Raw genomic sequence first — 11,916 nt, forward strand, 5'->3', positions numbered from 1 at the left:
GCGGCAGGCCGATCATCACGCTGCCGCCGCGTTTCTCCGCATCGAGCGGCGAGCGGATCGTCCAGCCATTGCTCATCGCGGCGTCGATGATGCGCCCGACATGCGCCGCGTTCTGCGCGCGGATGGCGTCGATGCCGGTTCCCTCCAGCCATTGCAGGCCGGGCAGCGAGGCGACGCTGGCCAGGATCGCCGGCGTGCCGTGGTCGAAGCGGCGCGCGTCGCTTGCGTAGCTGAAAGCGTCGAGATCCCAGGAGAATGGGTTCGGCTGGCTGAACCAGCCGCGCAGCTCCGGCCGGCATGTCGAAAGAAGGTCGGGCGCGACTTGCAAAATGCCGGCGCCGGAGGCGCCGCACAGCCATTTGAGCGATGTCGAGACGACGAAATCGACCGGCGTCGCGGCAACGGAAAATGGCGCCACGCCGATACCCTGCGTGACATCGACACCGACGATGCTGCCCATCGCCCGGCCATGCGCCGCGAGCTTCGCCACATCGCAGCGGTGCGAGGCCGTCGAGGTCACGAAGGTGATGAGCGCCAGCCCGACATCCTCTTGCCAGCGGGCGACGAAATCCTCGTCGCGCACCCAGCTTTCGCCAGGCCTGAGCGGCACGGTGTCGAGCGTGAAATTGAAACGTTGGGCCAAGCCTGCCAGCAGGAAATGCAGGCTCGGAAAACAGTCGGCGGCAACCAGCAGGCGCTTTCCCGCCAGACGCTCGGAGGGCAAGGCGCCGATCAGGCTGTAGAGCGCGGCGGTGACATTCTCAGCGGTGGTGAGCGTGCCCTGTGGTGCTTCGATCAGCCTGATCCAGGCATCGATGAAGCGCTGCCGCGCGGCGAGCGCCGCCGGCCACTGGCCATCGTCTTCCGCCGACCAGATGCCGGAGAAGTCCCCCAGCGCGGCAGCCATCCGCTCGGCTTTGCCGGGGAAAGTGCCGATCGAGTGGTAGAGAAAATAGCCGGACATCTTCTGTCTCGCTCCCTTGTGATCATGTGATCACAGAACGGAGCGAGGATCAATCCTTTAAGGCTAAAGAAAAACGGCAAGGTGCCAAAAAGCAGCCGATTGCTTTGGTCCAGCGCGCCCGCGACAGGACCTTCTCGGTCTTTGGGTCAGCCCGACGCTGAGGAAGATCAGGAAGCTTTACCGAATCCGGTGAAGTCGACCGTCTTGGGCTCTGGCACATCGGGGCAGATGGCGCGCAGCGTCATCTGGGTCGCCGTGATGTCGGCCACCACCTCGTCGCGGGCGCGAGCAAAGTCCTTGTCCTTCAGCGCGGCGATGATCGCGAGATGCCGGCCGGACGGTTCCATGGTTCCGGCGCGCATCAGCGGCGCCACGTGGTTGGACAACAGCCGCATATAGGGGCCGAAGCGCAGCCACAGCGTTTCGATTAGCTGGAACAGCACGTCCGAGCCTGAGGCGCGGTAGATGATGAAATGGAACTGCTGGTTCTTGGCGATCAGCTCATAGATGCTGCCGTCGCGGCCGATCGCCTGCTGGTCATCGGTGATGCGCTGCAGGCTGGCGATCTCGACCGCTGTCAGGCGCGGCGCGCCGAGCTCGGCCGCCAGCCCTTCGACCGCCAGGCGGGCACGGCAGAGGTCGTCGAGCCGCGCCCGCGTGACGACCGGCACGCAGGCCGAGCCGTTCTGCGAGATCTCCAGCGCGTTCTCCGCCGCCAGCCGCCGCAAGGCCTCGCGCACCGGCATGTTTGAGGTGCCGAAGGCCTCGGCCAGCGCGGCGATGGTCAGCACCTGTCCCGGATCGAAGCTGCCGACCATCAAGGCATGGCGGAGCTGTTGGTAGACGCCATCCTGGACGGTGATGCGTCCCGATACGGGTTCGAAGCCCAGAGCCACGGTTTTGCTTTCCTCAGATGCCGGCAGAAGCTATGTGCGATGCCGAGTGCGCCCGCCGAAGCAAGCGTGATCATCTGATCACAGTTTGTGTTTAGAGCCAAGCGGCGGTTCGAATAGTCAAGGCGATGATCTCTGATCGAATCGGGCCTATGCCTTCAAACGACAGCGCTGCCCCTCATCCGCCTGCCGGCACCCGCAACGTTGGTCAGTGGCGAAACCGTCGGCGACAGCACCCCTCTCCCCGTCCTATACGGGGAGAGGATGCCGGCAGGCAGATGAGGGGCGGCGCCGACATCTGAACATTAGCAGTCCCAAGATGGGCAGCAGGTGGATTGCTTGCCGTTGATGGGGGCCGGCCAAGCAGAGCCGAAGCTTCAGTCCGAAGCCTCACTCCGGTATGACCGCCGTCGCCTGGATCTCCACCTTGGCGCGGTCCTCGACCAGCGCCATCACCTGCATGGCGGCCATGGCCGGGAAGTGTCGGCCGATGACCGCGCGGTAGGCCTCTCCGATGCCCTTGAGGTTGGCGAGATACTCGGCCTTGTCGGTGAAATACCAGGTCATCGAAGTGATGTGATGCGGCTCGCCGCCCGCTTCCGCCAGCACCGCGACGATGTTGGCGAGCGTTTGGCGTACCTGGCCGGCGAAATCGTCGGTCTCGAACCGGCACTCGGCATTCCAGCCGACCTGGCCGCCGACGAACACCAGCCGGCCGCGCGCGGCGACACCGTTGGCGTATCCGATGGGCTTTGCCCAGCCTTCCGGCTGCAGGATGGTGTGCATGACTAGACTCCCCCTAATTCAGATGCGGTTTGCAGGGCATGGACCAATCTCACGCCGCTCCCATCACTTGCCGCGCGATCACCACCTTCTGCACGTCGGATGCGCCTTCATAGATGCGCAGCGCACGGATCTCGCGATAGAGGCTTTCGACGATGTGATCCTTGCGCACCCCGTCGCCGCCATGCAGCTGCACGGCCGTGTCGATCACCTCCTGCGCGCGGTCGGTGGCGAACAGCTTCGCCATCGCCGCCTCGCGGGTGACGCGGGGGGCGCCCATGTCCTTGGTCCAGGCGGCGCGGTAGACGAGAAGCGCCGCGGCGTCGACGTCCAGCGCCATGTCGGCGATGTGGCCCTGCACCATCTGCAGGTCCGCCATCGGCGCGCCGAACAGTTCGCGCTCTGCGGCGCGACTGACGCTCTCGTCCAGGGCACGACGGGCAAAACCGAGTGCCGCGGCACCCACGGTCGAGCGGAACACGTCGAGCACCGACATGGCGATGCGAAAGCCGTCACCGGGTTTGCCGATCAGCGCGGAAGCGGGGACGCGGGCGTTGTCGAATGACAGTCGCGCCAGCGGGTGTGGGGCGATCGTCTCCAGCCGCTCGGCGATGCTCAGGCCTGCGGTCGCGGCCGGCACGATGAAAGCGGAAATCCCCTTGGCGCCAGGCGCCTCTGCGGTGCGGGCAAAGACGATGTAGAGATCGGCGATGCCGCCATTGGAAATCCAGGTCTTCTCGCCGGTCAGCAGATAATCGTCGCCGTCGCGCGTGGCCGTCATTTCCATGTTGGCGACGTCCGATCCGGAGCGCGGTTCCGACAGCGCGAAGGCCGAGATCGCCTTGCCGGCCCGCGTCTGGTCCAGCCAATGCTGTTGTTCCGGCGTGCCGAACAGGCTGAGCGCGCCGGTGCCGAGCCCCTGCATGGCAAAGGAAAAGTCGGCCAACCCGTCATGGCGGGCCAGCGTCTCGCGCGTGATGCACAGCGTGCGCACGTCGAGCGGTCCGGGATTGTCCGTGTCGAGCGCCGTCGGCTTCAGCCAACCGTCACGGCCGAGCTTAGCCACCAGCTCCCGGCAGGCGGCGTCGACATCGTGATGGTCGACCGGCAGGTTCTTCGCGCACCAGGCGTCGAGCTGGTCGGCGAGCTGGCGATGGCGCTCCTCGAAGAAGGGCCAGTTGAGGAATGAACGGTCAGGCATAGCGAAAGCCTCCTGCGTCGCGTTCCTTCACACCCCCCTCTGTCCTGCCGGACACCTCCCCCGCAAGGGGGGAGATCAGCTGAAAGCTATGCTTTCGCCAATCACCGGCATTGCAGGATGGGCGGCGGCGTGGAGGCAGCCAATCTCCCCCCTTGCGGGGGAGATGGCCGGCAGGCCAGAGGGGGGTGCCTGGGCGAAAACCATTCATCGCTAATTCCCCTCGAACACCGGCTTTTCCTTCGCCACGAACGCCTTGTACGCCCGCTCGAAATCGCCGGTCTGCATGCAGATCGCCTGCGCCTGCGCTTCCGCCTCGATCGCCTGGTCGAGCCCCATCGACCATTCTTGGTTGAGCTGCGTCTTGGTGATGCCATGCGCGAAGGTCGGGCCGGCGACGATGCGTGCCGCCAGGTCGAGCGCGTCGGCCTCGAGCGTGGCCGGCTCCACCAGCCGGTTGTAGAAGCCCCAGCGCTCGCCCTCGGCCGCGCTCATGGTGCGGCCGGTGTAGAGCAGCTCGGCGGCGCGGCCCTGGCCGATGATGCGCGGCAGGATCGCGCAGGCGCCCATGTCGCAGCCGGCAAGACCGACGCGGGTGAACAGGAAGGCGGTTTTGGCTTCCGGCGTGGCGATGCGGATGTCGGAGGCCATGGCGATGATGGCGCCGGCGCCGACCGCCACGCCGTCGACAGCGGAAATGATCGGCTTGCCGCAGTTGAGCATCGCCTTGACGAAGTCACCGGTCATGCGGGTGAAGGCGAGCAGCGCCTTCATGTCCATCTTGACCAGCGGACCGATGATGTCGTGGACATCGCCGCCCGAGCAGAAATTGCCGCCATTGGGCAGGAACACCACGGCGTCGACATCGTCGGCATAGACGAGATCGCGAAACGTGTCGCGCAACTCGGCATAGCTGTCGAAGGTCAGCGGGTTCTTGCGCTCGGGGCGGTCGAGCCGGACCCTGGCGACCTTGCCTTCGACATCCCAGAGAAAATGCCTGGGCTTGAGATTGGCCATGGCGCTCATTCGCGTCCCTCCCAATTGCTGCGGAACGAAGTCAGCATGCCGGTCAGCCGGCGCGCCTCTTCCTCACTGACGTTGCCGAGCAGTTCGCCGACCCAATTCTCATGCGCGGCGGCGATCTCCGCGAATGCCTTCGAGCCGTCCTCGGTCAGCCGCACCATCGAGGTGCGGCGGTCGCCGTTGCGGCGCGCCCGCGTCACCAGCCCTTCCGACACCAGCCGGTCGACGATGCCGGTGACATTGCCGTTCGACACCAGCAGGAAGCGCGACAGGTCGCTCATCAGCATGCCTTCGGGCGACCGGTAGAGCGCCGCCATCACGTCGAAGCGTGGCAGCGTGGTGTTGAATTCCGTCTTCAGCCGTTCGCGCAGTTCGGCCTCGATCGTGCGCGAGGCGCGCAGCAGCCTGATCCACAGGCGCAGCCTGTCCTTGCCGGGACCGGAGTGCGTAGGCAGCGGACCGGCTACCATGTCTCGCCTCCCGAAACCGAGATCGCCTGTCCGGTGATCGAGCGGGCGGCGTCGCCGCACAGCCACAACACCGCTTCGGCGACCTCCTCAGGCTGGATGAAGCGCCCTTGCGGGTTCGTCGCCGCAAGGCTTGCGCGTGCTTCATCGGCAGCCCGGCCGGTCTTGTCGACGATGCGCTGGATGGACTGCTCCAGCATCTCCGTGTCGACGAAGCCCGGGCAGACGGCATTGACGGTGACGCCGGACTTGGCGGTTTCGGCTGCGAGCGCCCGCATCAGGCCGACGACGCCGTGCTTGGCCGCGACGTATGGGGCCACGTAGGCGTAGCCCTTCAGCCCGGCGGTCGAAGCGACGAAGACGATGCGTCCCGCCTTGCGCGCCAGCATGCCGGGCAGGGCCGGCTTCACCGTCAGGAATGCGCCGGTGAGGTTGACGTCAAGCGTGCGCTGCCAGTCAGTGAGCGAAGTCTTGTGCGCCGGCGCGCTGCCGGCCATGCCGGCATTGGCGACGACGATGTCCACCGGCCCGCGCGCGGCCTCCGCCTTTTGGTAGGCGTCCGTTATCTCGGCTTCGTTCGTGACATCGGCCGCGAGGCCAAAGATGCGATCATTCTCCTTCGCGACTTCGGCAAGCGCCGCCTCGCGCCGCCCGCAAATGGTGACGTTGGCGCCCGCTTCCGCCAGCGCCAGTGCGATGGCTCTGCCGACGCCTGAGCCGCCGCCAGTGACCAGCGCGTGCCTGCCGGCGATTGCTTGAGCCGCGCTCATACTTTCAGCCCCGCGGCCGCCTCTCGCTCGGCCAGCCGGTAGAGCTGGTCGCGGCCCGGCAAATAGGGATCCGGCCATTTGACGCCGCGGTCGCCGAGCGCCACCGCCGCATGCAGCGTCCAGTAGGGATCGGCGAGATGCGGCCTGGCCAGCGCCACCAGATCGGCGCGGCCCGCCATCAGGATCGAGTTGGCATGGTCCGGCTCATAGATGTTGCCGACCGCCATCGTCGCCATGCCGACCTCGTTACGGATGCGGTCGGAGAACGGCGTCTGGAACATGCGGCCGTAGACGGGTTTTGCCGCGATCGAGGTCTGCCCGGCCGACACGTCGCAAAGGTCGACGCCAGCCTCATGCAGCAGTTTTGCGATCTCGACCGCGTCGGACGGGGTGACGCCCTCGATGCCGACCCAGTCATTGGCTGAAATGCGCATCGAGATCGGCTTTTCCGCCGGCCACACCGCGCGCACCGCGCGGAAGACTTCCAGCGGATAGCGCATGCGGTTCTCCAGCGAACCGCCATAGTTGTCGGTGCGCCGGTTGGTCAGCGGCGTGATGAAGGAGGAGAGCAGGTAGCCATGCGCGGCATGGATTTCCAGCATGTCGAAGCCGCAGCGGGCTGCCATCTCGGCAGAGGCGACGAACTCACCGCGCACCCTGTCCATGTCGGCGCGATCCATCGCCTTCGGCACCTGGTTCTCGGGTGACCACGCCACGGCCGATGGCGCCATCACCGGCCAGTTGCCTGAGGGCAGCGGCACGTCCGTTCCCTGCCAGCCGACGCGGGTCGAGCCCTTGGCGCCGGAATGGCCGATCTGGGCGCAGATTTTTGCCTCGGTCTCGCTGTGGACGAAGTCGACCAGCCGCTTCCAGGCCGCCTCATGTTCGGGCGCGTAAAAGCCTGGGCAGCCGGGCGTGATGCGCCCTTCCGGGCTGACACAGGTCATCTCGATGTAAAGCAGTCCGGCGCCACCCTTGGCGCGCTCCGCGTAGTGCGAAAAATGCCAGTCGGTCGGGCAGCCGTCGACGGCCTTGTACTGCGCCATCGGCGACACGACGATGCGGTTGTTGAGCGCCATGTCGCGTAGCTTGAATGGCGCGAACATCGGCGCCCGGCGCTGCCTGTTGCCGCCGGCGCCCGCCTGGCGCTGGAACCATTCTTCGGCGCCACCCAGCCACTCGGCGTCGCGCAACCTAAGATTCTCGTGGCTTATGCGTTGCGAGCGGGTGAGCAGCGAATAGTTGAACTGCACCGGATCGAGGCCGAGATAGCGCTCGACCTCCTCGAACCATTCCAGCGAGTTGCGCGCCGCCGACTGCAGTTTCAGCACCTCGGTGCGCCGCGCGTCTTCGTACTTGCGGAATGCCGCCTCGAGGTCGGGCTCGGACTCGACATAGTCGGCCAGCGCTACGGCGCTTTCCAGCGCGAGTTTGGTGCCAGAGCCGATCGAGAAATGCGCCGATGCCGCCGCATCGCCCATCAGCGCCAGGTTCTTGTAGGACCAGCGCTCGCACAGCACGCGCGGGAAGTTGATCCAGGCCGAGCCGCGTATGTGGTTGGCGTTGGTCATCAGCGCATGGCCGCCGAGATGCTTGGCGAAGATGCGTTCGCAGACCGCGATCGATTCCTGCTGCGACATCGCGCCGAAGCCGAAGCGATCCCAAGTCTGCTCGCTGCACTCGACGATGAAGGTCGCGGTCTCGCTGTCGAACTGGTAGGCATGCGCCCACACCCAGCCATGCTCCGTCTTCTCGAAGATGAAGGTGAAGGCGTCGTCGAACTTCTGCTTCGTGCCGAGCCACACGAATTTGCATTTGCGGGTGTCGATATCGGGCTTGAAGATTTCGGCGAAGGCGCCGCGCGCTTTCGAGTTCAGCCCATCCGCCGCCACCACCAGATCGTGCGATTCCATGAACGGCCTGGGGTCGGCGATATCGGTTTCGAACTGCAGCTTGATGCCGAGCTCGTGTGCCCGCCGCTGCAAGAGGATCAGGAGGCGCTTGCGGCCGATGCCGCAGAAGCCGTGGCCGGAGGAGACGGTGCGCACGCCGTCATGGATGACGGCGATATCGTCCCAATAGGCGAAATGCTTCTTGATCCAGACCGCGCTGACCGGATCGTTGCGGCTGAGGTTATCGAGCGTCTCGGCCGACAGCACCACGCCCCAGCCGAAGGTGTCGTCGGCGCGGTTGCGCTCGAACACCGTCACCTCATGGGCGGCGTCGCGCAGCTTCATCGAGATGGCAAAGTAGAGCCCGGCCGGGCCGCCGCCGAGAACCGCAACCTTCATGCCTGCGATCTCCTCTTCGCTTCCGGGGCCGCTACGGCGGTCCCGGTTCCCAGTATCGCGCCGAAGCGAAATTATTTCAAGCTTGAAGTTTCATGATTGAATAATTGCCTGCGCGCCCTGCGGATCGGTCACTTGGCCGGATCCTTCGGGCTCCACAGCACCGTCTCGGCGCCTTTCTCGTAGGCCATGCCGTCGGGATAGCTGATCGCTTCGAGCTGCAGCCCCCAGGGCGCCTGGAAATAGAGGATGGTCTGGCCGGCGGCCGGCCCTTCCTTGACCGGCAGCGGCCCCATGCGCGTCTTGACGCCCTTGCCGTCGAGATAGGCCTTCGCGGCGGCGACGTCGTCGACATAGAGGGCGATGTGGAAGCCGCCGATGTCGCTGTTCTTAGGCGTCAGGTCCTTCTGGTCGGGCGCGGTGTATTTGAACAGCTCGATGTTCGATCCGTAGCCGCAGCGGATCTGCGTGATCTCCTCGATCACCGCCTTCGGGTCGACGCCGAGCAGATCCTGCATGAACGTGCCCTTGTCGTCGGCGAACGGGCCGAACGCCATCGCCTTCTTGCAGCCGACGACATTGGTGAAGAAATCGACGGCCTGCTTCATGTCGGGCACGGTGATGCCTGTGTGGTCGTGGCCGCGCATGCCGGGGATCGAATCTGCCGCGGCCGCTCCCATTGAGCCGAGCAGGATTGCGGCAAGCAGCGCGCCGCGCTTTGCGAAGTTCATGTCACCCTCCATTCGCGGGCTGACCTGAAGACGCACATCCGAGGCCCGCTGTTCGGCGTGCGGAGAGGTCTATGCCGAAGCCTTTTCGGGTGGTCGCAGCCAGTCCGGATCGATCTCGGGCAGCGGGATGGCGGCGAGCAGATCGCGGGTGTAGGCCTGCTTCGGATTTTCGAACAGCGCATCGGTGGCGCTGGCCTCGACGATCCTGCCCTCGCGCATGACGATGACCTGCTGGCAGAGCCGCCTTATCACTGACAGATCGTGGCTGATGAAGGCTACCGTCAGCCCCATTTCGGCCGCCAGTTTTTCCAGCAGGGTCAGGATCTGCGCCTGCGTCGACACGTCGAGGCCGGAGACGATCTCGTCGGCCAGCACGAATTTCGGCGACAGCGCCAGCGCTCGCGCGATGCCGACGCGCTGGCGCTGGCCGCCCGAGAGCTGGTGGCGGTAACGGCTGGCGAAATTCTGCGGCAGGCCGACCCGCTGCAGCGCTTCCGCCACGCGTTCCTTCAGCCTGTCGCCGAGGCCGTTCTGCCTCAGCGGCGCGGCAATGATGTTGAAGATCGTATGGCGCGGGTTGAGCGACGACATCGGGTCCTGGAAGATCATCTGCAAGTCGCGACGCAGCGGCCTCAGTTCGGCTTCCGACAGATTGCTGATGTCGCGGCCTTCGAAGCTGATCGAGCCGGCGCTCGGCTCCAGCAGCCGCACCAGGGTACGGCCGAGCGTCGACTTGCCCGACCCGGACTCGCCGACAATGCCAGTCACCGATCCCTTCGGCAGGTCGAAATCCAGCCCTTTCAGGATCTCGGCCAGCGGCGCCCTTCCGATCAGCGGCTTGCGCGTCATGTCGGGCAGCGCCACCTTCAGCCCTCGTACGCAGAACACCGGCTCAGCCATGGCCTGGCCTCCAGGACTGGTCGGCGGCAGCGATCTCCGCTGCCAGCCCGGCGAGCACGGTTTCGTCCACCGGCTTCAGCGATGCGTAGGGGTCGGTGTAGCGCGGCGTCGCCGCGATCAGCGCCCGCGTGTACGGATGCCGGGGTGCTGCGAAGAGCTCGGCGGTGTCGGCTTCCTCGACCACCTTGCCGGCATAGAGCACCGACACTTTCTGGCTGATCTTGGCGACGACGCCGAGGTCGTGGGTGACGAACAGGATCGCCGTGCCGTGGTCGCGCTGCAGTTGCGCGATCAGCCGCAGGATTTGCTTCTGCACCGTCACGTCGAGCGCCGTCGTCGGCTCGTCGGCGACAATCAGCCTCGGCTCGGCGGCGAAGGCTGCCGCGATAAGCACGCGCTGGCGCATGCCGCCGGACAGTTCGTGCGGATAGCTTTTCAGCACGCGCTCGGGGTCGCGTATCTGCACCTCGTCGAGCAACTGGCGGATGCGGCTGTCGGCTCGCTCGCCGCTCCAGCCGAGGATGCGGACCAGCCTGTCGGTCATCTGCGGGCCGATGCGGCGCGACGGGTTGAGCGCGGTCAGCGGATCCTGCGGGATCAGCGCCGTGCGGGCGCCGATCAAATTGCGCCGCACCTTGGGCTGCAGGGCGCCGAGATCCTCGCCTTCCAGCAGCATGTCGCCTTCGACGACGCGCACGCTGGTCGGCAGCACGCCGAGCACCGCCTTGCCGATCATCGTCTTGCCGGCGCCGCTTTCGCCGACCAGCGCGCGCACCTCGCCCGGCTGGACGGACAGCGACACCGAGCGCAGCACGCGCTGGCCGTTGGGCAGCACGGCGCTCAGCGAGCGGATGTCGAGACAGGCCGCGCTCATCGCAGCACCGGATCGAAGCGCGCCTTCAGCGCTTCGCCGAACTGGCTGAAGGACAGCACGGTGAGGATCAGCGTGATCAGCGGAAACACCAGCACCCACCAGGCCTGGTGGATCGACAGCCGGCCTTCGGCGATGATGCCGCCCCAGGTCGGATCGTCGGTCGAGATCGACAGGTTGACGAAGGACAAGATCGCCTCGACGATGACGGCGATGCCCATCTCCAGCGACAGCAGCGCGACAATCGAGGGCAGCACGTTGGGCAACACCTCGCGCAGCATGATGCCGATACGGCCATAGCCGGCGATGCGCGCGCTTTCGACATAGTCCATGCGCGCCTGGCCCATCGCCTCGGCGCGGATGACCCGGCAGAAGCGCGTCCAGTCGATGACGGCGATGGCGATGATGACGGAGCTGAGGCCGGTGCCCAGCACCGCCACCAGAAGGATGGCGAACAGCACCGGCGGGAAGGCCATCCAGATGTCGACGATGCGCGAGATGATGCGATCGGCCCAGCCGCCGAAATAGCCGGCGATCAGCCCCAGTGCCGAGCCGACCAGGCAAGCGGCCGAAGCGGCGGCGAAGGCGACGATGAAGGCGATGCGGCCGCCGAAGATCAATCGTGAGAGCAGATCGCGGCCGAGGCTGTCGGTGCCCAGCCAATAGCCGGGCTCGGCTCCATCAAGCCAGAAGGGCGGCAGGCGCTCCAGCATCAGGTCCTGCGCGAGCGGGTCCTGCGGCGCGATCAGCGGCGCAAGGACTGCCGCCAGCAGCGCGAGCAGCAGCCAGCCGCCGGCCAGCCAGAGCCTCGGGCTCGATCCGCTTCGGGAGATGCGGGCGTCATCCATGGCGCAGCCTCGGATTAAGCAGCGCGTACATCATGTCGACCGCGAGGTTGATCAGCACGAAGAGCAGCGCAAAGACCAGCACGATGCCCTGGATCAGCGGCAGGTCGCGGTTGATGACGGCGTCGATCGCCATGTTGCCGAGGCCCTCGTAGGAGAACAGCCGCTCGACGATGACGGTGC

General features: G+C 66.1%; 13 protein-coding genes. All 13 read right to left on the reverse strand.

Features of this window, described 5'->3' with window-relative positions:
• Positions 1–964 (reverse strand): aminotransferase class V-fold PLP-dependent enzyme (locus EN738_RS21185; protein WP_127285413.1); only part of this gene is annotated, 964 nt, incomplete at its 3' end.
• A 167-nt stretch (positions 965–1,131) separates the two neighbouring features.
• Positions 1,132–1,860 carry a GntR family transcriptional regulator gene (locus EN738_RS21190; protein WP_127285414.1) on the reverse strand — a complete coding sequence of 243 codons (729 nt, stop codon included), beginning with the start codon at positions 1,858–1,860 and terminating at the stop codon, positions 1,132–1,134.
• 387 nt (positions 1,861–2,247) lie between these two features.
• The gene (locus EN738_RS21195) at positions 2,248–2,643 is read right to left on the reverse strand and encodes a RidA family protein (RefSeq protein ID WP_127285415.1); all 396 of its coding nucleotides are present in this window, start codon (positions 2,641–2,643) and stop codon (positions 2,248–2,250) included.
• A gap of 49 nt (positions 2,644–2,692) precedes the next feature.
• Entirely contained in the window at positions 2,693–3,841 is a 1,149-nt protein-coding gene (locus EN738_RS21200) for an acyl-CoA dehydrogenase family protein (protein WP_127285416.1), read from the reverse strand.
• Between the two features lie 210 nt (positions 3,842–4,051).
• Positions 4,052–4,864 carry an enoyl-CoA hydratase family protein gene (locus EN738_RS21210; RefSeq protein ID WP_127285417.1) on the reverse strand — a complete coding sequence of 271 codons (813 nt, stop codon included), beginning with the start codon at positions 4,862–4,864 and terminating at the stop codon, positions 4,052–4,054.
• Positions 4,861–5,331: a MarR family transcriptional regulator gene (locus tag EN738_RS21215; RefSeq protein WP_127285418.1), complete on the reverse strand. Its 471-nt coding sequence runs from the start codon at positions 5,329–5,331 to the stop codon at positions 4,861–4,863. The genes EN738_RS21210 and EN738_RS21215 overlap by 4 nt, the downstream gene beginning before the upstream one ends.
• Entirely contained in the window at positions 5,325–6,098 is a 774-nt protein-coding gene (locus EN738_RS21220) for an SDR family NAD(P)-dependent oxidoreductase (RefSeq protein ID WP_127285419.1), read from the reverse strand. Before EN738_RS21220 ends, EN738_RS21215 begins: the two co-directional genes overlap by 7 nt.
• A complete protein-coding gene (locus EN738_RS21225; protein ID WP_127285420.1) occupies positions 6,095–8,389 on the reverse strand; it encodes a bifunctional salicylyl-CoA 5-hydroxylase/oxidoreductase in 2,295 nt (764 codons plus the stop codon). Before EN738_RS21225 ends, EN738_RS21220 begins: the two co-directional genes overlap by 4 nt.
• Before the next feature lie 128 nt (positions 8,390–8,517).
• A complete protein-coding gene (locus tag EN738_RS21230; protein WP_127285421.1) occupies positions 8,518–9,117 on the reverse strand; it encodes a VOC family protein in 600 nt (199 codons plus the stop codon).
• A 69-nt stretch (positions 9,118–9,186) separates the two neighbouring features.
• Positions 9,187–10,017 (reverse strand): ATP-binding cassette domain-containing protein, encoded by an 831-nt coding sequence (locus tag EN738_RS21235; RefSeq protein ID WP_127285422.1) that lies wholly within the window; start codon positions 10,015–10,017, stop codon positions 9,187–9,189.
• On the reverse strand, positions 10,010–10,891 hold the full coding sequence (locus EN738_RS21240) for an ABC transporter ATP-binding protein (protein WP_127285423.1): 882 nt from the start codon (positions 10,889–10,891) through the stop codon (positions 10,010–10,012). The genes EN738_RS21235 and EN738_RS21240 overlap by 8 nt, the downstream gene beginning before the upstream one ends.
• Positions 10,888–11,736 carry an ABC transporter permease gene (locus EN738_RS21245; RefSeq protein WP_127285424.1) on the reverse strand — a complete coding sequence of 283 codons (849 nt, stop codon included), beginning with the start codon at positions 11,734–11,736 and terminating at the stop codon, positions 10,888–10,890. Before EN738_RS21245 ends, EN738_RS21240 begins: the two co-directional genes overlap by 4 nt.
• The coding region (locus EN738_RS21250; protein ID WP_127285425.1) for an ABC transporter permease subunit at positions 11,729–11,916 on the reverse strand (188 nt) is incomplete at its 5' end. The genes EN738_RS21245 and EN738_RS21250, both read right to left, overlap by 8 nt.

This window comes from Mesorhizobium sp. M4B.F.Ca.ET.017.02.2.1, from assembly GCF_003998955.1.
GTDB lineage: Bacteria > Pseudomonadota > Alphaproteobacteria > Rhizobiales > Rhizobiaceae > Mesorhizobium > Mesorhizobium abyssinicae.

Excerpts from the sequence above, each read along its gene's own strand:
- EN738_RS21195 (WP_127285415.1), bottom strand. The coding sequence starts at position 2,643 with ATGCACACCATCCTGCAGCCGGAAGGCTGGGCAAAGCCCATCGGATAC.
- EN738_RS21200 (WP_127285416.1), bottom strand. The coding sequence starts at position 3,841 with ATGCCTGACCGTTCATTCCTCAACTGGCCCTTCTTCGAGGAGCGCCAT.
- EN738_RS21210 (WP_127285417.1), bottom strand. The coding sequence starts at position 4,864 with ATGAGCGCCATGGCCAATCTCAAGCCCAGGCATTTTCTCTGGGATGTC.
- EN738_RS21215 (WP_127285418.1), bottom strand. The coding sequence starts at position 5,331 with ATGGTAGCCGGTCCGCTGCCTACGCACTCCGGTCCCGGCAAGGACAGG.
- EN738_RS21220 (WP_127285419.1), bottom strand. The coding sequence starts at position 6,098 with ATGAGCGCGGCTCAAGCAATCGCCGGCAGGCACGCGCTGGTCACTGGC.
- EN738_RS21225 (WP_127285420.1), bottom strand. The coding sequence starts at position 8,389 with ATGAAGGTTGCGGTTCTCGGCGGCGGCCCGGCCGGGCTCTACTTTGCC.
- EN738_RS21230 (WP_127285421.1), bottom strand. The coding sequence starts at position 9,117 with ATGAACTTCGCAAAGCGCGGCGCGCTGCTTGCCGCAATCCTGCTCGGC.
- EN738_RS21235 (WP_127285422.1), bottom strand. The coding sequence starts at position 10,017 with ATGGCTGAGCCGGTGTTCTGCGTACGAGGGCTGAAGGTGGCGCTGCCC.
- EN738_RS21240 (WP_127285423.1), bottom strand. The coding sequence starts at position 10,891 with ATGAGCGCGGCCTGTCTCGACATCCGCTCGCTGAGCGCCGTGCTGCCC.
- EN738_RS21245 (WP_127285424.1), bottom strand. The coding sequence starts at position 11,736 with ATGGATGACGCCCGCATCTCCCGAAGCGGATCGAGCCCGAGGCTCTGG.